At 39.5% G+C, this 22,561-nt stretch carries 19 protein-coding genes; 1 reads left to right on the top strand and 18 read right to left on the bottom strand.

Going from position 1 to position 22,561, the window contains the following annotated elements; genetic code table 11:
* Window positions 1-5: 5 nt before the first annotated feature.
* The 18 genes from rnr to FJU10_RS11715 all read right to left on the bottom strand — a co-directional run bounded on the left by rnr (window position 6) and on the right by FJU10_RS11715 (window position 21,843).
* Entirely contained in the window at window positions 6-2,366 is a 2,361-nt protein-coding gene (rnr, locus tag FJU10_RS11800; RefSeq protein WP_140966018.1) for a ribonuclease R, read from the bottom strand.
* A 3-nt stretch (window positions 2,367-2,369) separates the two neighbouring features.
* Entirely contained in the window at window positions 2,370-3,122 is a 753-nt protein-coding gene (locus tag FJU10_RS11795; protein WP_140966017.1) for an alpha/beta hydrolase, read from the bottom strand.
* A 123-nt stretch (window positions 3,123-3,245) separates the two neighbouring features.
* Window positions 3,246-3,482, bottom strand: coding sequence for a preprotein translocase subunit SecG (gene secG / locus FJU10_RS11790; protein ID WP_005228700.1), 237 nt, complete (start codon window positions 3,480-3,482; stop codon window positions 3,246-3,248).
* Window positions 3,483-3,638: 156 nt separating this feature from the next.
* Window positions 3,639-3,911: a GNAT family N-acetyltransferase gene (locus FJU10_RS11785; RefSeq protein ID WP_005234370.1), complete on the bottom strand. Its 273-nt coding sequence runs from the start codon at window positions 3,909-3,911 to the stop codon at window positions 3,639-3,641.
* 17 nt (window positions 3,912-3,928) lie between these two features.
* On the bottom strand, window positions 3,929-4,885 hold the full coding sequence (locus tag FJU10_RS11780; RefSeq protein WP_140966016.1) for an alpha/beta hydrolase: 957 nt from the start codon (window positions 4,883-4,885) through the stop codon (window positions 3,929-3,931).
* Between the two features lie 144 nt (window positions 4,886-5,029).
* On the bottom strand, window positions 5,030-8,917 hold the full coding sequence (locus tag FJU10_RS11775; RefSeq protein WP_140966015.1) for a Cna B-type domain-containing protein: 3,888 nt from the start codon (window positions 8,915-8,917) through the stop codon (window positions 5,030-5,032).
* Between the two features lie 658 nt (window positions 8,918-9,575).
* The gene (locus FJU10_RS11770) at window positions 9,576-10,913 is read right to left on the bottom strand and encodes a hypothetical protein (protein WP_223273046.1); all 1,338 of its coding nucleotides are present in this window, start codon (window positions 10,911-10,913) and stop codon (window positions 9,576-9,578) included.
* Between the two features lie 71 nt (window positions 10,914-10,984).
* Entirely contained in the window at window positions 10,985-11,368 is a 384-nt protein-coding gene (locus FJU10_RS11765; protein ID WP_140966013.1) for a hypothetical protein, read from the bottom strand.
* Window positions 11,365-12,381, bottom strand: a complete 1,017-nt coding sequence (locus tag FJU10_RS11760; RefSeq protein WP_140966012.1) for a sugar transferase — start codon at window positions 12,379-12,381, stop codon at window positions 11,365-11,367. Before FJU10_RS11760 ends, FJU10_RS11765 begins: the two co-directional genes overlap by 4 nt.
* The gene (locus tag FJU10_RS11755; protein WP_140966011.1) at window positions 12,378-13,364 is read right to left on the bottom strand and encodes a helix-turn-helix domain-containing protein; all 987 of its coding nucleotides are present in this window, start codon (window positions 13,362-13,364) and stop codon (window positions 12,378-12,380) included. The genes FJU10_RS11760 and FJU10_RS11755 overlap by 4 nt, the downstream gene beginning before the upstream one ends.
* A 45-nt stretch (window positions 13,365-13,409) precedes the next feature.
* Window positions 13,410-13,601, bottom strand: a complete 192-nt coding sequence (locus FJU10_RS11750) for a hypothetical protein (RefSeq protein WP_077452924.1) — start codon at window positions 13,599-13,601, stop codon at window positions 13,410-13,412.
* Between the two features lie 48 nt (window positions 13,602-13,649).
* Window positions 13,650-14,207: a hypothetical protein gene (locus tag FJU10_RS11745; protein WP_140966010.1), complete on the bottom strand. Its 558-nt coding sequence runs from the start codon at window positions 14,205-14,207 to the stop codon at window positions 13,650-13,652.
* A gap of 7 nt (window positions 14,208-14,214) precedes the next feature.
* Complete coding sequence (locus FJU10_RS11740; protein WP_140966009.1) at window positions 14,215-15,063, bottom strand: hypothetical protein; 849 nt, start codon at window positions 15,061-15,063, stop codon at window positions 14,215-14,217.
* Window positions 15,053-16,492: a glycosyltransferase gene (locus FJU10_RS11735; protein WP_140966008.1), complete on the bottom strand. Its 1,440-nt coding sequence runs from the start codon at window positions 16,490-16,492 to the stop codon at window positions 15,053-15,055. The genes FJU10_RS11740 and FJU10_RS11735 overlap by 11 nt, the downstream gene beginning before the upstream one ends.
* Window positions 16,493-16,508: 16 nt before the next feature.
* Entirely contained in the window at window positions 16,509-17,414 is a 906-nt protein-coding gene (asp3, locus tag FJU10_RS11730) for an accessory Sec system protein Asp3 (protein WP_223273045.1), read from the bottom strand.
* A 15-nt stretch (window positions 17,415-17,429) separates the two neighbouring features.
* Window positions 17,430-19,016: an accessory Sec system protein Asp2 gene (gene asp2 / locus FJU10_RS11725; RefSeq protein WP_140966006.1), complete on the bottom strand. Its 1,587-nt coding sequence runs from the start codon at window positions 19,014-19,016 to the stop codon at window positions 17,430-17,432.
* Window positions 19,003-20,604 (bottom strand): accessory Sec system protein Asp1, encoded by a 1,602-nt coding sequence (gene asp1, locus FJU10_RS11720; RefSeq protein ID WP_223273044.1) that lies wholly within the window; start codon window positions 20,602-20,604, stop codon window positions 19,003-19,005. Before asp1 ends, asp2 begins: the two co-directional genes overlap by 14 nt.
* 21 nt (window positions 20,605-20,625) lie before the next feature.
* Window positions 20,626-21,843, bottom strand: a complete 1,218-nt coding sequence (locus tag FJU10_RS11715) for an accessory Sec system protein translocase subunit SecY2 (protein WP_140966004.1) — start codon at window positions 21,841-21,843, stop codon at window positions 20,626-20,628.
* A 127-nt stretch (window positions 21,844-21,970) separates the two neighbouring features.
* Between FJU10_RS11715 and FJU10_RS11710 the strand changes: the two genes are divergently transcribed.
* Window positions 21,971-22,483, top strand: coding sequence for a hypothetical protein (locus tag FJU10_RS11710; RefSeq protein ID WP_223273043.1), 513 nt, complete (start codon window positions 21,971-21,973; stop codon window positions 22,481-22,483).
* Window positions 22,484-22,561 lie beyond the last annotated feature (78 nt).

Below are 22,561 nucleotides of genomic sequence, written 5' to 3'. Positions count from 1 at the left end.
TCCAATTATTTTTTCTTGATTCCTTTATAAAAAGGTTTTTTCTTTTTCACTTTGCCAGCTTTTTTCGGCTTGGCTTTGCCTGATTGTTCAAACCGTTTCCCTTGGTTTTTCTCAGGGTTTCGTTGTTTTTTTCCACGGCGGTTCGCTTCATTTTTTTGATGGTTGCTTCGTTTGTTAGCTTTTGGTGCTTGCAGTTTTTCAACTTCTTCTGCTGCTACCAGTTCGAAATCAATCTCTCTTGTTTCTGGATCAGCCTTTACGACTTTGATGCGAACTTTCTGACCAATTTTAAAGGTCAAGCCTGTCCGTTCCCCCACAAGTGCTAGATGGTTTTCCAAATAATGGAAGTAATCTTGCTTCAAGTTATTGATATGGATCAGCCCTTCAATCGTGTTAGGCAATTCAATAAACAAGCCAAACTTGACCACTGAACTGATGATACCGTCAAACTCTTCTCCTACTTTATCGGCCATATACTCAGCTTTTTTAAGCGCATCGACTTCTCTTTCTGCATCGACTGCTCGTCGTTCCATTTGGGAGCTGTGCATCGCGATGTCCGGCAAGATTTCTGCCCATTTGTTTTGGTTGGCTTCAGAGACATCTTCACTGTAAGAACGAATCAAGCGATGCACGATCAAGTCGGGGTACCGACGGATCGGTGACGTGAAGTGGGTATAATCTTCCGCTGCCAAACCATAGTGACCGACGTTTTCTTCAGAATACTTCGCTTGTTGCATACTTCTTAGTAGCATCGTATTGACAACCATTGCCTCTGGCTTATCTGCCACATCTTCAACCACTTTTTGTAGTTGTTTTGGTGAGATCGAGCCATTGGTCTGTTTGACTACGATCCCTAAAGCAGACGCAAAATCAAAGAAGCGGCGCATTTTCTCTTCTTTTGGTTCCTCATGGATCCGATAAATAAATGGTAAGTGCTTTCGATTGAAATGGCGCGCCACAGTTTCATTGGCTGCCAACATGAAGGATTCGATCAATCGCTCGCCGACACCACGTTCTCGCAGAACGATTTCTTGTGGGTGTCCTTCTCCATCGACTAAGACTTTCGCTTCTCGGTCTTCAAAAGAAACTGCCCCACGTTTGATGCGCATCGCTTCTAACACGTGATGCAAGGCGGCCATATCATGGAACATCGGTACTAGTTCCGCATATTTTTTGGTGGTTTCTGGATCATTATCTTCAATGATTTGATTGACTGCTTGATACGTCATCCGGGCACTTGTTTGAATAATACTTTGGAAAATATTGTAATCCGTGACGATCCCCTCTTGATTGATCCACATTTCACAGCTCATGGTCAACCTTGGCACGTTTGGATTCAACGAACAGATGCCGTTTGATAAACGCTGTGGGATCATTGGAATCACTCGATCCGTAAGGTAGACACTCGTTCCCCGATCAAACGCTTCTTTATCCAATGCGCTGTTTTCGGTCACATAATAAGAAACATCGGCGATATGCACGCCCAAATAGAAGCTGCCGTCAGGCAAAGCTTTTACCGTCACCGCATCATCCAAATCTTTGGCATCCGCTCCATCGATCGTTACGATCTGTTGATCTCGCAAATCACGCCGTTCTGGAAAGTCGGCAGGATCGATCGTATCTGGGACTGCATCTGCCGCCGCTAAGGTTTCTTCCTCGAATTTTGTGGGAATCCCGTTCGCCACGACGATCGACAATATATCCATTCCAGGATCGTTTTTATGTCCTACAACTTTCGTGATCAACCCCTCTAAGCTTTTCGAATAACCTTTTTCTGGGTAATGGCTGATTTCAACGATCACAATGCTACCATCTACAGGTCGAATCCCTTGAGCGCCAATAAACACCTTTAATTCACTTAGTTTTTTATCTTTAGGCTGAACTACGCCATATAGATCCGATTCTTCGATCTCTTTTTCGTCAAATAATGTAAACTCGCCGACCAACTGACTGATGGCGCGTTGTTTGATTTCTACGACTTTCCCCTCTGCACCACGATCTGAGAAAGGATCGGCAACATGCACGATGTCTACAGCAACGGTATCGCCGTCCATGGCATAGCCTGTTGCTTCTTTAGGGATATAAATATCGTCTTCTTCTTCATCCAACGTGACAAAACCGAAGCCCCGCTCGTTGGCTCGGAAAGTCCCTTCCACAAATACACGTTTCATGGGTAATTTCACTTTGCCTTTTTTGTTAAAAATCACACTGCCTTCTCGTTCCATCGCCGCTACTGTCTGGACAAGATTCTTAAAGTCTGTGCTTTTTTGAAGTCCTAGACCTTCAGCAATTTCTTCCATTGAAAAGCTTTTTTTGCGGCTTTCTTCGAGAAACTGAATGATTTTTGTTTTAATCGTTTCTGTCATAACTCACTCTTTCCAAGCAAGTGTTTCTAAGAAAGCAAACACATCCTGCTCTAATTTTTTCCGTTCTGGTCCAACGGTCACCACATGACCGCTTTCGGGATACCATTGAAGCGTATAGGGAACATGGGACAGTGCCCCTGCTGTTTTGAAAACTGTCTGTGGATCGATCATTTGATCCTTTCCTGCTTGCGCCAGGAAGATTGGGCGCTTGATTTTTCCTAAATGCCCAGCTGTGGTTTGTCCGACTGTTTCGATGCCTTGTAGCTGTTCTCTGACCTTACGAGGGACTTCTGCCAATATTTCTTTTTGGGTCGCCTCGTCTAAATCAGCATAGGGTATGACCATTTCAGCATACTTTTCAAAATTGACTGGCACTTCATTCTTGGTTTCAAATAATGGCGAACAAAACAGTCCGCCCCCCATCAATGTTGGATCTTGGGTCAAACGATCCATCGCTAAAATCCCACCCATGGAAAGTCCCAGAACAGCAACTTCCTCATAGCCTTTTTCTTTCACATAAGCAACTGCATCCGCAGCATCCTGCTGCCAAACAGCCATCCCTTGATTTAAGATATCATCTGGATTCGGTGTACCATGTCCAGTAAACATCGGTGTATAAACCGTGTAGTCTTTTTGTTCTAACGAACGACAAAGCATGCGCACATCGTTAGGACTGCCTGAATAGGCATGGAACAAAATGACCGCTCGTTTGCCGTGTTCAGCAAAAACCGGTTTTGGTTGATTAAATGTTTTCATGTTTCCTTTCACCTCACGTCCAATTCTACCATAGTTAGCAAGAATACTTCGACAAATGCGATCAAAATCTTCCCCTTAAAAAGAAAAAAACCTCTCTTTACGAGAGGTTCGCTAACAAAGTGATTAGTTTGATGAAAGAAAAGCCAAAATAAAGAGCAAGACCATCCAAACAAAACCTAAAATGGCCGTTGAACGCTGCATCACCGCTTCAAATCCACGGGCTTTTTGCTTACCAAACAATTGATCTGCACCGCCGGTAAAGGCACTAGCTGCACTATTTTGCTTGCTAGGCTGCATCATGATCGTAATGACCATTAAAATCGAAATAACGATCACAGCAGTTAATAAGATGTTATACACGTTAGCTCCTCCTTGCTTGCTAAAGTCGTCCTTTCCATTTTAGCATTTTCCGCTGGAAATTACTACTCTCTTTTTGTCATTGCCCGTTGCATGATGGTTTAAAAAAAGACTGTCCTTTCTGACAGCCTTTTTCTCATAGATTGCTTTTCGTTCAAATCAGCGAACCAGTACGTCATCGTACTCTGGCTTCTCTTTAAACTCCTTGACCGCAAAAGAGCAGACAGGCATAATTTTTTTCTCTTCCCGTCGTGCTTTTTCAACAACTGCTTTGAGTAACTTTTGCGCCAATTGCTGTCCGCGATAATCAGGGTTGACGAAGGTGTGGTCTACTTCTAGCACATCATCTGGCGTTTCTTGCCATGTGATCTCTCCGATTTCTGTTTCTCCATCATATAAAGCAAAACGCTTGTTTTCTTCTTTTATTTCCATTGTATTCTCCCTTTCTATCAGACAATGTCTGTATTTTGTTTGCTATTCTCAATAAATTGCAAAACGGTTGGCCAATATTCTGGTGCGTCTTTAACTGCCTGTAAATGTCCCATACTGGGAAAAAGGACTTTTTGTTTCGGACCAGCCGTTGCCTCCATTAAAGTATTGATTTCTTTTTCAGAAAGAAACGTATCCTTCTCTCCTTGTAAAAACAGCACAGGTAAATGGTTGCTGCCGACTTGTCGGGTCACTGAGATTTGTAGGAAGGGGTAGCCAACTAGGTGTTTACTGTAACGATTGGCTAATCGCAAAAAGCGCTTGACGGGTAACCGAGAAAATTGCGGTAGACTTGCCCGAATGGCACTGTAAACGGACGTGTAACTGCTGTCTGAGATCAACCCCGTCACTTGCACCGGCATGACTTCTCCACTGGCCAGCAGCAAAGTCGCCGCCCCCATTCCTAAACCATAGAGGAAGATTTGGGTTTGGGGGTCTTTTTCCAAAATCTTATCGATCCACAAAAGCAGGTCCATCCGATCTAGCCACCCTAAACCAATCTCTTTGCCTTCACTACGGCCATGTCCACGCAAATCAGGAACTAAAACATTGTAACCCGCAGCCCAGAATTTCTCGGCCGCATCTTGACAGTCTGCTTGCCCATCACTGCGATACCCATGCAAGCAAATCACCCATGTTTTAGCACACTGATCGAAGACTTCTGCTCTCAAGATCAGATCATCGGTGGTCGTTACCGTACATTCCGAACCTTGTGCCCAAAAAGCCGAACTGCTTTTTGCGATCCGCTCTTTGTATGGAATCCCCAGTTTCTTTCTGCCTTCTTTTTCATACCATTCATTGTTACGCATAATAATTGCCGAAACAAAATAGCGTACGCCCTTTTTCATCACAGACGTGCGATATACATAGTACACCAAAAAAATAAAAATAAGCAGTAGTAGCAATAGCCAAACCATAGGATCCCCCCTTCATTTTAGTTTACCATTTACACCGGTTTTCAGCCAAAGTTTTGTCGCAAGTCTTAAATAAGTCCTATACTTTTTTAAGAAAAAATCTTTGTACTGACTTCTAGCGAAGGAGCAGTACAAAGATTTGTTTGGTTAACTATGTTTCTGTTTATAGAATAGGAAAGCAATCATGGTGAGTAAGATACCTCCAAAAACACTTAGTTCATAAGAGGATTCCTCGTTTGTCTTTGGCAAGCGTTTTTCATTATCTGTCTGTGATGACTCTGTCTGGTTCTTTTTGTCATCCAGCTTTTGCTCGGCGTTTCTGGCTATTTTTTTCGGTTTATCAGACTTGCCAGAAGGGGTTGGTACTTTGGGACCGCTAGGATCATTCGGTGTCTCAGGCGTTCTCGGCGTTTTTGGTTCGACATAAGTATTGATCAAATCATAGCCATGGACATCTGACCTGTATCCTTTGACAGCCACTTCTTGAATGCTATAGGTGTAAGCTTGACCTTTCGCATCATATTTTGGCAGATTGTCAAAACGATAGCTCCAGTCCCCTTGGTTATCTGCTTTTACGACTTGCTTGGCGATTTCTTTACCGTTTTGCATTAATTCGACAGTGATGCTTTCAGGGCGGGTATTGAACTTGTTGCTATAATCATCCCATGTCTTTGTTCCAGCTACGTCTGTCGTTTCGGTATTACGGTAGGTGTTGACTAGGTCATAGCCGTTTACTTTAGTGGTGTAACCTGACACTTTTTCTTCTTGGATCGCGTAAGTGTACTCTTTTCCTTCGGCATCATATTTAGGCAGATTGTCAAAGCCATAGGTCCAGTTCCCTTCTTTATCTGCTTTTACAATTTTTTCTGCGTATTTTTCGCCGTTTCGCATCAGCTCGACAGTGATGCTTTCAGGGCGGGTGTTGAACTTGTTATCGTAGTCATTCCACGTCTTCGTTCCCGATACTGCCGTTGTTTCGGTGTTACGATAAGTGTTAACTAGGTCATAGCCGTTTACTTTAGTGGTGTAACCTGACACTTTTTCTTCTTGGATCGCGTAGGTGTAAGCTTTTCCTTCGGCATCATACTTAGGCAGATTGTCAAAACGATAGATCCAGTTGCCTTCTTTATCTGCTTTTACGGTTTGCTTGTCAATCTCTTTACCGTTTTGCATTAAGTCGACAGTGATGCTTTCTGGACGGGTATTGAACTTGTTGTCATAGTCATCCCATGTCTTTGTTCCAGCTACGTCTGTCGTTTCGGTATTACGGTAGGTGTTGACTAGGTCATAACCGTTGATTTCACTAGTGTAACCTGGCACTTTTTCTTCTTGGATCGTGTAAGTGTACTCTTTTCCTTCGGCATCATACTTAGGCAGATTGTAAAAGCGATAAGTCCAGTTGCCTTGGTGATCTGCTTTTACGATTTGATCGCCGATTTCCTTATCATTTCGCATCAGCTTGACAGTGATGCTTTCTGGGCGGGTGTTGAACTTGTTGCTATAGTCATCCCATGTCTTTGTTCCAGCTACGTCTGTCGTTTCGGTATTACGGTAGGTGTTGACTAGGTCATAACCGTTGATTTCAGTGGTGTATCCTGACACTTTTTCTTCTTGGATCGCGTAGGTGTAAGCTTTTCCTTCGACATCATACTTAGGCAGATTGTCAAAGCGATAAGTCCAGTTGCCTTGGTGATCTGCTTTTACGATTTGATCGTCGATTTCCTTATCATTTCGCATCAGCTTGACAGTGATGCTTTCAGGGCGGGTATTGAACTTATTGTCATAGTCATTCCATGTCTTTGTTCCGGATACTTCTGTCGTTTCGGTGTTACGATAGGTGTTGACTAGATCATAGCCGTTTACTTTAGTAGTATACCCTTCAACAGGTGTTTCTTGGATTGTGTAATCATAAGTCTGACCAGATTCGTCAGTTGTCGGTAGGTCCGTAAATTCATAATGCCATTCCCCCTCTTTATTTGGGGTAACCGTTTTTGTTTGGAACACTTCACCGTTTTGCAATAATTGAACCGTAATACTTGCCGGACGGGTATTAAATTTGTTGTCATAATCGTCCCACGTTTTGGTCCCGCTGATTGTCGTTGTATCAAAAGAAAGCAATTGATTCATGGCAGCTAGTTTAATAGTCAGCACGATTGTTTCATTTGCTTGCAGATCCCAGCGATGGGTTTCTGCATTGACCAATACTGTATCCGCAATGATACTGCCGTCAACATTTTGATGGACATCGACTGTATCACCAACAGCCAAGATGGTTCCTTGGAAGGGACTATTAATCGAAATCGTTTGGCCCTCTGATTGGCCAACAAAATTCCATAAGATAACAGCATCATCAAACTCTTCTGTTTCATGGCTATTACGAGACGTACCATCCGTATATTCTAGTTTGATTTGCGACTTGATATTAACGGTACTTGCTCCTTCGGTATCCACATTGATGAGCACAGGAGAAGCGCCTTTTGTCAGCCCTTTGATAGTAATCGGCGTATCTTTTTCTAATTCTGTTTTTGAAAGAGAAACAACTACCTTTTGGTCTTCTTTCGCAATTGGATTTTCTGAAAAGGAGATGGGTTTCGTATCAATCAGGTAGCCGTCTGGCGCCTCCGTTTCCACAAAGGAATACTCTCCCTCTGGAAGATCCGTTTCGATTACTTGTCCATCATCATTTGTGACCTCTTCATCAACCTCTTTATGTGTCTTTTTATTTTGAAGTTCGTAAACACCATCATCAAGTGGCTTTCCTTTTTCATCCGTTAAGGTCAAAACAACCTCTTGAGTATCATTTTCAGCACTGGCAGTATCAATGACTCGCTGATTATTATCAGTAAAGTCCTTGGTTACACCGGGTGTTTGTGGATAGGCTCCCAGTCTTTCTGACGCCGCCTGTAAGGTTGAAAATACCTTTCCAAAATCTATATACGGTTCACTTACGGATGGATCTTGGAAAACTTCGGAAGTTTTCAAGTGATCCATTCTCTGGCCATTTATAAAAACGGCAGGCTGTTGATTTTGATCTGCTAAATCTACTGTGACTGATGGGCCAAAAACAACTTTGTTTTTTCTACTATCCGTTCCTGACACAAAAGAAGAATTTGCAATCGTATTGACCTTTTGAATGTAATTGATTTCTGTTGCCAACGAACCATCCTGAATACTGGTTCCAAAATTGACATTTCCATTTAGTTCTCCCACTGCTAAGTTTCCATTCGTATGGGTATTTAGCGTCGCATGGTTAGCAAAAATATGAAAATATTGGGCTTCTCCCAGAAGGGCGTCATCAACTTCAGGAACATCATTTTTAAAAATGCCGCCATTTGAAAGTTGTGAAGCTGCTGGTGCACTTGCTTGGGTATCAGGTGTTGATTCTATTGCTGTTGATGCAGTATTTGACGCCGTTTGCTGTTGTGACTCGCTACTTGTTGTTACAATCTGTTTTTCAGAAGCCTCTGTTTGATCCTGATTATCAGAAAGTACGGCTTCGGTACTCGTTGCTTCTGTGGATTGATTTTCAGGTAGAACAACTGCTACATCGGTTGCGTTGATGAGGTCTTCTTTCACTTGACCCTTTTCTTCATCTGTTTGAAGAAACGCTGATTTGATTGTCAATGTTTGAAGACTTTTAGTTTGAAACGTTAGCGTCATTTGACTAAAGGAACTGCTAGCAGTTTCTTCTATCAACTGCTGTCTTTGCGAATCATATGTAAAGTTCGTGCCGCTGCTTTGGATTGATTCCGGCAAAATCGTTTGTTCCCCTTCACTCAAGCTGAATGCCAGTTGATTAGCTGCTGCTTGTTGATTTTTTTCTACTTGGATCCTCCAGGTGATCTCCCCTGTGGTAGGATCTGGTAATGAGGTCACTTGCGCTGTGCCTTTTTCGTTCTGAAATAGGACTGTTTTGGTGTTTCCCTCGGTGTTTGCATGAGCTGTAACGACTGGTAACAATGGCGTCACATACGACATGACAAGCAAGGACAACATGAAAATTGGGTAAGCTATTTTTTTCACATAAGTAAGCATTTTTCTTCCTCCAAACAACAAATTTTACTCAGGTGATTATCCTAATCGGAAAAAAGACAAAATGCAAAATACCTCAAAGTTTGTTTATGTGAAAAAATGAAAGCAAGAACCATAAAATGATTCTTGCTCTCAGGAGAACTTGTGAAAATGAAATAGAATTTCTTTAGTTTTAAAAAACAACAGAACAATTTCTTCATGATAAATACTCAAAATCAAGAAAGATTCTTTTGTTTGTGATAAAAGTTCTTTCATTCAAAACTCTTGAGCAACAGCAGTGATTGACAACTCGTTAAAATTTCACTAGTCAAAAAATAATAATTGTAAACAAAAAATGAAAATTTTCATAAACAATCATATTATTTTCATTTTCGATTACAAAATTTTAGCAGTTTCTTTAAAATCTTACTGTTATTTTCTCTCTATTTATAAGTTCTCTTAATTTTTACTGTACAAAGAAACGTCTTTATCATTTTTGGGACTGATTACTCAGAATTGATTCTTCAGTCCCAAATTTGATTTTGCCTAACACATCAATCTCAATGAGAGAAAGATTTTATTGCGCAGTCTGATATTCTGATATTGTAAAAAAACTGACCATTTGGAAAAAGAAATGGTTATCGTTATTTGCAGAAGATTCACTTTTTCTTTACCAAATTGACTACTCTTTATCGTTGTTGATCAAGAAGTCGAGCAATTCAGACTGTTCCGCAAAAATTGCTTCTACTGATAAGCTTCGATTATGACTCTTTTGCTTGGTAGCTTCTGGCAACTCAGCATTAATTTGGTTAGTTGCTGATTCGATGGCCTTCTCGACTGGTAAAGGTTCTGCATTCACTTTCGTCTCTAAACCGTCTGGCTTCATTGGAAATGAACTGTTATCTTCAAAGTGATCCGTCGAAGCATTCAGTTGACTTTTCCAGAATAACTCCCCAAAGAGATACACACCAAGAGCATTTTTATTGTTAAATACTTTACAAGATAGCCCCATCTTGATGAGTGTCTGATTTACTGTGTTTTCGTTGATCGCTGCTGAAGGAATATCTCTGACTAGAATTGTATCAGCATATTGAATATCTTGATCACTATTTACATACTCAATCAATTGATCTGTCAAAGCAGTCGTCTCTTTACTAACGATTTCAGTTAAATCTATTGTCTGACGTCCATTGATCGTCACAATAAATGGATTGTTTTTCTTAGCTGTGACAAGCATATCGTAGACGACGCCATGATCTAGCTCAAAGATTGGTGCCGGATGATTCCCTTCATTTTCTTGATAAGCTTGTACCACGTTACCTGCCAATTCATACAAGCCGTCTGCGACTTTTGAACTTTTGATTAGTTCTCCATTTTCGTAGCTGTCACAAGTGAGAGAATGATCATTGATTTCAATGACATAGGTCAACCCAGCAAGGATTTCTTCCACACCTAACATCAAATGAATATCATTTCGTTTGCTTTCAAAAACTGCGGCTAGAGATTTTGGAATCAGCTTTACTCGCTCGATACGAATCCGATAGTGAGTGCCATCAACAACGGTCTCGAATTCATCCGCCAGTTGTCTCTCAATGTCAGCAAGCCGGTCAAAACTTTCTGTTGCTACTCCAAGGCATAATGAACAGCTAAAGCAATCCTCTGCAATTTCGGTAAAAAGTGAGGGGCTTTTCTCTACTAAATAAGAGAGTATCGTTTTGATATATGTCTTAAATTTTTGATCTCCGAGAGTTATCAACGGATTCCCAAATGTTTGGTAGGCTTCCGATCGTCGACTATACAACCTGTCGAGTCCCCAAGTAATTTCTTTCTCGCTGCCCTCGAGAAGAATTCGTTTCCCTATTTTGTTTTTTAGGTAGATCGGTTCATTATTTTTTCCTAAAAGATATTGTAGATTATTTTTTTTGACTTCTGAGTAAACAGAACTTCTGACATCTTGATAACCGTAGCCAACAACGCCTACTCGAAATTCATCAATGTCTAACGCAATGATTTTGTTCACACTAATCCCCCTAACTTCCCTATTGATCATGACTTACAGCTTTCCATACCATCCTATTGACGCTTCATTCTCTATTCTCCTGTCACTTCTTGGATAAAGAATGCATTGGACAGTTCCTGAATTCTCTCCCTTTGCTCATTGACTTCTGCTTCTAAAAACAACAAATCGCTGAAAATAGCTTTTGTATTACGGATATGCCGTAGAAGTTCATTAGTTTTGACCAGCTGTATGTCAATTTTTTGACATAGCTCTCTCAACTCATCTTGGCTATTCTTTAAGACAAAAAGATCGCGATACCCAATGACTGACTGTTTTTTTTCTAAAATCATCTGTTGTAACTGTGCAATTTTCCTATCTCGTTGTTCGATCGCTTGTTTCAAATCGGCCAGCATCTGGTCTAGCTCGCTGATTTGAACGATTGCGGATAACTTCTTTGTACTCATCGATTGTTTCATGCTTGACTTGCTCCTTTGCTTAGGAGTATTTTCACTTCTGAATCCATCAGTGCCGTTCTAGTAAATATTCCTGATTGCAGTAAACAACTAAATGAAAGAACATTATTTTTTATCCGCAGCAGCTCTTCATCTGTTAACTCACTTAATTGATGATCAATGTCTTCAATCGCGTTGATAGTAATGCCAAGTTCCAGTTTCTGTACCATCTCTGCTATAGCTGCTTCTTTCCATACAATGACAGGGATTCCCAACGAGAGATACAACGAGATTTTGTGCGGGGCATTATACTTCGTATATTGTTGGTAGTCACCACCATCAGGCAACTTATCATCCCACGCAAGTCCGAAACTACTTTTCTCCATCCTACGAACCAGTTCTTCTTGCTCAAAAACACCACAATAATGAACATTTGGACCAAATTGACTGTCGTTTTTATCGCCGTATACAAGTATTTCCGTGTGATTGGGCCACTTCTGTAGAAAACGGGTTTTTGCCAAATTTCCTGCAAAGACAACACGTTTTTCTGGTCTTTCATGACTGACACTAACTCCCTGGTGCTGATAGTCGAAAAATGGTTTTTGGACCATTTTCCGTGTCACGCCTCTTTCGACTAGTGCTACCTGCATAGCTTGGCTATGAACGATTAATAATGTAGCTTCATTGAAAAGAGCAGATTCATCAAAATCGACTTTTCCACGCAACATCTCGGCATCATGGATAAATAAGATCGTGTAAATCCCTCTTTGTTTCATTCTTTGTAAAAACAACCGATCAAAATGGGCTCCGTTATAACTTGGATATTGATAGACCACGATATCTTCATAAGCGACACCAGCTGTAATGCCATCAATCCTTGACATAAGTGCATAATCATCTTCATTCTCATCGATATAACGATAAATATATAAAGGCTGATAATCCATCCCATTGGCAATGTGATAAACATCTACTTTCGCTTTTTTGACTGAATCTGCTGCATTCGATTCAATGATCGTCGTCACCCACCGATTCACGCTTGCCCCATCTCCTTTTCCATCATTGCCCGCACAAACATCACTTCATCTTTTGGTAAGCACCATTCTGCCCCCTTCAAATTTTTAGAAAACAGTTGTACAGCTGGATCTTCTTGGGCAGTATTCCTTGTAAGCAGCAGATATTTGACTAGTTTTAGAACTGTCTGATTATAGACATCAATATGCCAATGCTCTTCCATTAAACGACTTGCATGTTGAAGCAATTGAACCGCATCATCACATCGTTGGATGTCTACCAAGCATTCTGATAAATCTAGTACGGCGCCTACCAAGACTGGCCGCAGCTCCGTAAAATCAGTCGAATTTATTTTCTTTAAAATGCAGCTCTCTAACAAAAAAATTTGTTTTTCTAAAGATGAAGCGTGCAAGCCATAGCGCTGTTTGATGCGTAATGTAGCTAAATATAAAAGGCTGTCAAATAATGTATAAAAATCAGTTCCCAGAAAAAATGTTTCAAGCATTTCTAAACTTGCATCCGGGACTTTCTGGTTCATACAACCAAATACGAGGTCAGAATAGGCTAACATAAGTTTAAACATCGTATTATCCTCAGTAGAGGAGCGAAATTTTTCTAACTCTTTTCTGACTTTCATAAAGGTAACAAACATGTCCTCTTTCGTTGATAAAGAGCTATAAATCAATACACTTAATAGATGAAGTTGTTCATCTGTTGACATTGCAAACATGTCTAACAATTCGGTATCAGATATGCTCAACATTTTCTTGATGCCAACAACCAATTCGAAGGGCAAGTCGATCTCATATTGTACCCATCTATAGTACCGTGAGCGAGATAACCCAATCTTTCTTTCAAAAGATTTCACAGATAGTCCTTTACATTTGCGTATCTCTTCTAATTTCTCGCGATCAATATTGACAGCAACGACTGATGTATCAGGTATCTTTAAGTCTGGGTTGATCGTGCTAATTAATCGACAAACGCTTAGTAATCTAGTTTCCATATTTTTCAAATCCTTTTTTCTAAAATGCAGGACCTATTTTTATTCTTACTTCTGTAATGCTTCCAATAAAGAATAAACCAACGATCCAAGGATCACGATCGACATAACTAAGGAAAGCACGATGGTGATCGCTTTGCCCTTTTTCTTTTCTTCTGAGTGATTTCTTACGTTTTCTCGTTCTTCTTGAAATCCCGCTTGAATCGTTTTTTCTAGCTGATTATTCGCCAACGATATCACCTCTTCCAGTTTATTTTCGGCAAACACCTATGAAGAAAACTGGTTTATCTATTGGTTCTGATCGACTGCCAGTTGTAGTGACTCACTCACTTCTGAAACATTTTCTACTGGTTCATTTTCGTTTGTAGCCATCTCATTCACTACCTCTGCTACTTCCACTGCTCGAAGCTCATCAATCAGCTCTTGACTCAATTGATTCACATCGTTATCTTGTCTTTCGACGGTTGAGGTTAACCGATCAATGATCTGCTCGGTTTCATTCAAAAAATAGGTTCGAAGCATTTGCTTTTCAACCTCATAAGCAGAAAAGAGCTTCTCATAAATCATTTGTAATTTATTTTGCTCCTCCTGCTGCTGCTCAAAAGATGCATTGAATTGTTTTTTTAACGTTTGGATCACATTTAGATCGATGTCGTTTTCTGGCTGATTCATCATTGCTTTCATTTCTTGATTGATTTGAATCAACTGATCAATCAATTCGTTTTGATGAGCAAAAAGTTTCTTTGCTTCCTCTTGTTCCTTCTCAAAAGTGAGCATGGACCCACTGTTCTCTTTTATTAACAACTTAATTTGCTCATACAATTCAGTGGCTTTCATTTTTTTCATTTTGTCTTCATCCTTTCAACACAACTTTGTCCATGCATACATTTTTGTTTGCCAACAACTGATAATTCTTTTGATCGACTTCTACCTTATGAATATAAGGAATGCGGTCATCTAAAATACTCATTAAGTTCCCTTTGATATTCCCTTTGCCATCAAGCGGCGATTCTTCCAGATAAAGTGTATTTATTGAGTTGGTTTTTGCTAGAGAAAATAATTCTAATCCCATGTACGAAATGCCAACTGTATCATTTTCTGTTAACTGGAAAGCTAACTGATCCCGAATGAAATCAAGTGTTGTGTTAAATTTTTGAGTTACCTTGAATGTTTCTGTATCACGAGTCGTGACCAAATTGATGGTGCCTTGATAAAAGTAGTAATTCAAGATGCTCTGTTGCTGATCATTGAAAAAAGCAATCTCTTGGACCTGGTCATTGCAGTAATAAATAATTGAGAACAATTTCCCATCTGCGGCATATTCTTCAATGAAATCTGTCGTGCCATCAGGATAAAAGTATCGAACTTCTTTCACATGTCTTCTAGTCATTGGATACAAGCTCACTTTACCTACTTCATCTCCATCAGTGATCAACGAAATGGTCCGATCCTCGTTCATATAAACTTCTGTACAATATGCTGTTGGTACTTGGTTAAAAAACAGAAAGGCTTCTGGATCGTGACTGCGCTGTGTCACTTGATCTAAAATATTGATTCCCTGCAATGCTTCTTTTTGGAGCATTGCTTGGAAATTTGGACTCGGTGAGATGGACAACACCTGACTTCCTTCTTTGATTCGTGATTTTTGTGCCATCCAAATTCGGTCATTTGGTCGGATCACGGTGACTAATTCATAATGCATCGATCAACTCACTCCATTTCTCTGCAATTATCGCGTCTTGAAACATTCGGACAGACTTGCGGGTATTGGCTTTAAGTTGGTTTAAATCAGAAGCAGTCAACTGACGAATGCCATCTGTTAGTTGCTGAATAGTATAGGCTTCATCAGTTCTAGAAAAATCTTTCAAATAACCATTGACTCCTTCTTTGATCAACTCCATGGCCCCAAAACGAGCCTTGAAGGTTACAATTGGCAATCCTGCATTTAAAGCTTCAATATAAGTCAATCCGAAACCTTCTGAAAAAGAACCAGAGATAAATGCATCATAATCAGGATATACTTCATTGATTGCATGAGAATGCCCTTTTAACCGAATGTACTCTTCTGCATTCAACTCCTTGATCACTGCTTTTAACTTGCCTTCTTCTCCCCCTTGACCATAGATGTCTAAAGAGATCGTTGGATATTCTTTTTTTGCTGCAGCAATTGCCCGCATCACAAGATCAATGTGCTTTTCAGATGCCAAACGAGAGACCGTCACAAACTTCTCTGCCTGTTGTTTGCCTATTTCAAATGAGTCTTCTGTCATATCACGAATCCCTCCCACCGGGATCGTGACAACTTTTTGAGACTCGTTTGGAAAGTCGATCAACAAATCTTGCCTTTGCAATTCTGTCGCAACAACGATATGAGTGACTTGTTCCAAATGTGTCAAAGCAAATTCATAGTAATTGTTCCAAAGAGGTGCGCTAGCTACGTCACGATCAGATAAATGATCGGCATGAACAATCTCAATCAATTTGATTTCCGGAGGACAATGATCATACAAAGCAGCCTCGCTTTCCTCTCCCCGATCAATGATGATACTTTTGGTTTCTGGGAATTCTTCTATCAGTTGTTTAAAGAAAAATCGCTGCAATAAGACCTCATTTCTAAAGAAACGATGTTTGCCTTTGAAAGCAAACAAATGAATATTCGTCATTACTCTTCCTCGATGCGGATCATTTTGGTAACTGTACATGATTTTTCTTTGATTCGTTCGATAGTCAAAGATCTCTACCCGATAATCCGAAACTAGCAGTAAGCCTTCTTTTTTTCGACTAGGAGATTTTTCCATATGCTCTACGATTTTTAATCCTGAGGATGTGATAGTTTCTTTGACTCTATGTGTGTTCGTAGCATCTACTAAGAGATCTTGTTGTGCAGTAAAAACTGCTTTAGCCCCTATCCTTAAATAATCACCTTCTAGTGCAAAATACTCCCACATGGAGATGACTTTATCATCTGGTATTTTCCAAGCTGCCATGGCTTCATGGAGATTCTTCACTAATTCCATAAAAATATACTTATAGGGAATTTTTTTTCTATCAAAACAAGCAGCACGATAGAACTGTGCATGTTCCACACCAGAATTGCCAATCCCAATTGCTTTATTTACAAAAAAATTCATGATGTCCCCCTCTTTATTAGGTTGATTTCTTCCTGTTTTCTTTTACATTCTCTAAAACTTTTAGTGCCCTTTGATTAAGTGCGATCTTTTTTTGCAAACGATCCATAAGCTCGGGTGCTTCAGTTTCTTCATTTGGCTTTGCAAATAATAAAGCTAATACAGAAAAATCTTCGTGGTAACAAGATTCCAGCAGAGAAAAATTTTGTCCCATTTTAAGGTTGATTTTTTCAGGACTGTCGCTTCGCTGGTAGATTTCTTCAAGCAATGCCTCCAAGTACGATGATGCAGCCTTAATATCCGGTTCAACAAACAATCCTGCTTCAAAATCTGAAAGTGCATATTCTTTGACATAGCTGTTCTGTTTTTCAAATACGACCGATAATGCAGCATGTTTCTCAACCAGCGGTGTAACCGCAACAACGCTGGTAGCTATGTTTGAGCCTTCGTTTGCTCCAGTGTCTGCATTTATAGGAACCACTTCAAATGCTTGATTCTCCTTAGTGGATAAAACCAATTCCTTAAAAAGAATCTCTTGATGCTTTTTATTTACCATATGAATCTGGTAATCAGTGGCACCTTTGGGAAAGAGAAAACATTCCTGGTTTGTTTCGAAGACTAGTTTTTCAAGAAAAAACCCATCTTTATCAAAAAATTCCATCAATAGCTGTACTGCTTCCTCACGATCGAATTCAGCATGAAGTGTTAACTCGTACTTGTGTCCCGGCAGTAACATAGGCAGCATTGGTGATTTCCGACTAATATGAAATTCTGTTTTCGAATACCAAGATTTAATACTGACGCCGGGAGGCATCAAAGGAGAAGAATAAGAGACCTCCCCAGAGGGCATATAAGCTATTTTTGCGCCATAATTATAATTGTCATTAAAGTCGATCCCCCACTTGATACGATATAAACTATTCATCGACTCCCTCATTCCCTATAATATTTTCTTGATATCACGGTGAAATGTATGCACAAGAATATTTTTGTATTGTTTCAAAAACCAACTATTGATGGCGGGACTATTATCGTTATGTCGGCCGATCATGCCTTTATACAGAACACGAGTCATGGGGAAATTATTTTTTAAAAAATCAAACAACATTGGAAATGCCTCCATGTCGTAATCGTCTTGTTTCATATAGGCGATAGCAAATGTCGTCTCACGATAATCGCCACTTTTAAATTTGCTCCAGAACCGTTCATTCAATTGGCTGCTCGCTTCTTTTGAAACAACCCCAATATTGTAAAGCAGCATATCCAATGAGGTTGGAAATCCAGTTGGTCGATTGATGCGTTCATTTAGAGCAATGGAACCAAGATTCGTCAACGGTTTTCCCACGATGACACTGTTTGGGCTTAAATCGCTAGCAAAATATAGCGCGCCAAACGTTCCCATCGACAATCCGGATAAAATGAGATCTGACTTTTCAAAACCTAGCAGTGCTAGTTTTCCTAAGATGATCGCTACGATTTCTTGTTCGAATTTCTGGCTGCCTAGATAGAAATTTCCACCTTCTAAACGAGGATCACCAATCAGCAGAAAAGGACAACCCATACTTCCCATCATCCCACGGCCTTCAAAACCTTCAGCTGAACGATAGCCAGAAAAATAAACCGCTAATGGAGGTTTTAAATCTCCCGGGTTAAAGTAATAGATCACTTCTCCCCCCAGATTCTCTTCATCCCGAATCCGACCACCTCCTGGAATCATGACACTTTCATCCGCCATTGCTCTACGCAGGTGCATCTGCCCGATCGTAAATTGCCCTCGATTTCCTTTGGCATACAATGAAACATTGATGTATGAATTTTGATCTAATTTGAAGTAAATCGGTTCCCCATTTATGATTTGATCGTGAAGAATCTCAATCACTTGGATGACTTGATTCGTGTTTTCTCTAATAAAAAAGAGTTTGATCTTCACGGTCGCTTCTCCTTCGATATTTGCGATTTCCGGATAAAAGCAGGTGCGTTCATTTTTAGGAATCAGGTTAGTCATTTTCCAAGTAGTTATTTGCTGATAGTCTGATGTCAATTGCGCCTTTACCTGACAGGCTGCATGTCCTTCTTTAGCGATCTGCAACGAAACATCTTTATTAAATTTCATGTGATCCATAGACAGCTTATATCCTTGTTGCTTTGCTGAAAATTGCTCATTGATCATACGAAAAACATTTTCTAGCTGCTTTTTATCAAAGCGATTCGCTGCTTTTAATGTGAAAAGCGCTTGAATTTCTGGAGATAGTCGATCATTTTCTTCGTAAAATATTTGGTAGGCAGGCAATTGTTTTAAAAATTCAAAATTTTCAAGAATTGCGGCATTTTCCTCTAGAAGAAAAATTGCCCGATGATATTTGCTATTATATTTGTCTTTCTTAAACAGCTGCAGCTCCTGCTCATCTTTGCTGAAATCATAGGCTAACGGAAGCCACTGATAGGCAAACAAAGGAGAGAGCCGTTTTCGCCACTCGGAAGAAACAGCTGCAATATGAAATACCTGAATCTGTTTAGACGACACCATTTAGCAACTCCCTCCATTGTTTCATAATATTTTCCTCACTAAAATGCTCAATATAACTAATATTTTCCACTAATGCTTGGTTCCAATTATTTAAATCGTCCATGTAAAAAGCGATTGCTGCATCTAATTCTCTAATTTGACCAATGATTTGCCCATTCTTTTGGTCATCCACATAATCGGTTTTCTTCCTAACAAGCTGAGGAATCCCTGCACTAACAGCTAGTGCTTGTTTCTGGACATCAACTTCAGCAGACAAATCAATATACAACCGTGTCTCATTGAAATCCTGACGAATCGCGGTGAGATGAGAATCCAAACGAAAGTGAATCCTAAAATTGACATCAACTGCCTCTACTAGATTTCGCCAATTTTTGCTTTCTCGAATCTTTTCAATCGCCTCTTCATCCGTTTTAAATAACTTTTTTGCCTTTTTTGCTTCAAAATACTTTAATACCTTTTGATACTCCTCTGATTCACTATCGATACCGAAATGAGTATCAACCAGTTCTTTTTGTACTTCTCGTAAAACGACTTCGCTTTGGAATGTCGTTGTTTCGATGATTAAGTCATAACGATCATTCTGAATAACTTTTTGCAGTAATAAATGATGGATTCTTCGAACGTCTTCGTTAAGCTCACCGGCGTTCCAATAAAGAACCAGCTGGGGAATGGAGTTGCTATTGCCCAGCTGAAAAGAAGTTGTGTAAATAGGTATGCGCTGTATCCGAGATAGGTCATTAATACCGGACTGTCTCATTAAAGAGAGAAGCGCTGTTTGATTACTAGTCGAATCAGTAATAATTTTATTTTCGCCTGCCCATAATTCTGCTTTTTCATCTGATGCACAAGTTGAAAGTCTGTGGGCATCAGAAACGATCTGGATCACTCTTTTTCGTTCCTCGTTCGTTTTGACCAATCTTAGACTCCGCTCATTTGTCAAACAAATTATTTGATCTTCTGACTCAAGGTTCAGTTGAGATTCATTCATCATCTCTAAAAGAAGTTCATCCATGCTTCGATACTGACTTTTCTTTAGCCCAATTCTTTGGGGACTTATCAGCTCAACGTGTGGATTTTCTCCAAAGTATTCCACACATTTTTCTATTCCTGATTCGTTATAATAAATCTTCTTTACTTGTTCCCCTTTGTCATTCTGAAACGATTTTGCAGAAATAAATCCCCGATCATCGAAAAAGAGAATATGTCGATAAGGTTCCGTCATTAAATACATCTGTTCTGCAAAACCAAATGTATTGAACCGAATTTCACCAAATGGTTGATTTTCCTTAATCAGTGTGATCCCAAAAGGTGTATAGACCTTCTCCACATTCTCAGCAAGAGGCAAGTCATCGACATCTAAGGGAAATCCATTGGTTTTTTGAATGTCTTGCAAGCAATCATAAAGTGAAGTCATTTGCGCTGCTTCTAATTCATATGCATGCATCTGATAACGTAAAAACGGCATATGCTCCAATAACAATAAGTGATACGGTTCTCGATTGTTCTTGAAAAGCTGAATGATATTCATCATGTAATCACTTTCTAAATTGCCGCTACTACTCGTCCAATCAGGAATAAAATAGTTCAAAGAATTGCCTCCTAACATCCTCTAAAAAATCCGGTAAGTATGTCTGGAAAAGAGGAACCGTATTTCATTTGTGATAGTTTCTAAAATAATGATCAACATAAAAATGCTTCCGAAATAAAAAGCTAAGTTGGAAATAATTTGATTTTGCAATCCAATCAATAAAGGAATCATTGAAATGATCACAAGGTAACTGTTGCCAAGCAATGCAACGGTCGACAAACGTTTCCATATATATTGCTCTGTCTGTTTACCAGGAGCAACATTTAAGATATAATCTCCTGTCTCTTTTAGATTTTTCGCTATATCGTATGGTCGAACATTTATAAAACTAAATCCGTAACCTAAAACATAGAGAATCAGACCATAAGTGAAAACACCCCGCACATTATTAAATGAAAAGTAAGTCGTAATAAAATTCGAAAAGCCTGTGTCCCCCCACTTTTCGTTCAATAGTAAAAGCTGCGGCATTGAAAAGACGGTTACTGCAAACATAAAAGGCATTGCCCCGGCAGGTAAAAGTCGAATAGGAATATACGAATTGTTAAAGCGACTGTCGATACCTGTCCGCTCAATATTGATACGGTACTCTGCACTGTAAAGAAACAGTGTGAGATAAATAAAAACCAAGGTCAACATAACTAACCCGATAAGAAAGTTTTGACTCAAATGAACAGATTCTGTTTGTCCCGAAATTAACATAGCTGGGATATTCATCAGTAAACCTGGAACAATAAACAGACTTTGACCTCCGATTCCTTTATCAATGTTGATATCAGCTAGCCATGCAACGAACAATCCCCCGGCAGACAATACAAGAACTGCTCCTAAAAACAACAGGACAATAGAACCTCCAATAGCTTTTTGATCAATCATCGAGGAACGAAATTTTAAGACTAGTGCGCAACTTTGAAGGATAGCAAATAAAAGAGTCAAACAGCGTTGAATATAACCAATTCGTTTGGTGGAAAGATTTCCGATACTTTCTGTATCAATCATGCTGATTGTCGTCCAGATGATCAGAGCGGTCATGTACGGGCCCATTCCTAAAGAAAAAAGCGTCGGAACAGTGAAATTCCCACCGGTTGATGTCGCTAAAAACTTCAAAATCAAACTTGTTGATTCTTCTGGTATCTGTTCTGAAACAAAAAATGGAACCTGGATATGCTTTCCTATCTCAACGATGAACAAAAGAAAAAAGCTCGCTACTATTCTTTGAATGAGTTCTTTTTGATTCTTCATTTTCATCTCCAATTTTCTTACTTTTTTTTAATCTACAATGTTTAATAAAATATTATCAGTTTTAAATTTGCCTTTTGTACTTGTTTTTTGTTGAAATGAAAAAAAAAGGAAAAGGTGATGTTGGTCATTGTGGTATTATCGATTTAAATTCAAATTAGAAAGTAGCTATTCATTTTTTGATGATCATCTGAAAAACACGTGGATTGAAAAAACGGAAGAATTTCTTAAAAACATCTCCCATAAAGAAGGATTTTATATGAAGAAGCTAATTGAAGTCATAATACCTCTTGTTTTGCTGGTAGGAGGTATCTTTTTTTTGAAAGAAAACTTAACAAGCAACGAAACACCGACTACAGAATCTAGAGCCCCTGACGCTGAAACAACTCCTAAGTTAGAATTGAAAGCTGTCGTTTTGCGAACTGAAGACTCTCTGGAAGCAGGTGATCAAGATTCTATCTATCAAGGTGAATTTCCCTACTATAATATGGATACCACCAAAACCTATACGTTTTCGCTTCACTTCGTAACAAGTTCTGGTGAAGCGCTGCTTGATCAAAATAAGGAACCACTTATTGCATCAAGAGAAATGAAACTAGTTACTCAGAAGGGAAAAATCGTCTTTTTTTTTAGAAGCCAATGATTTGATGAGGGAATATCTTTTGGAACTAGACGACGTCATGATTCGTGCTAAATTAGAAAGCATTGCTGATTAAGGCAT

This window comes from Enterococcus sp. OL5 (genome assembly GCF_006491895.1).
GTDB classification, from domain to species: domain Bacteria; phylum Bacillota; class Bacilli; order Lactobacillales; family Enterococcaceae; genus Enterococcus_D; species Enterococcus_D innesii.
Note: the sequence above shows the minus strand (reverse complement) of the source record. Positions and strands in the feature narration are given on the sequence as shown.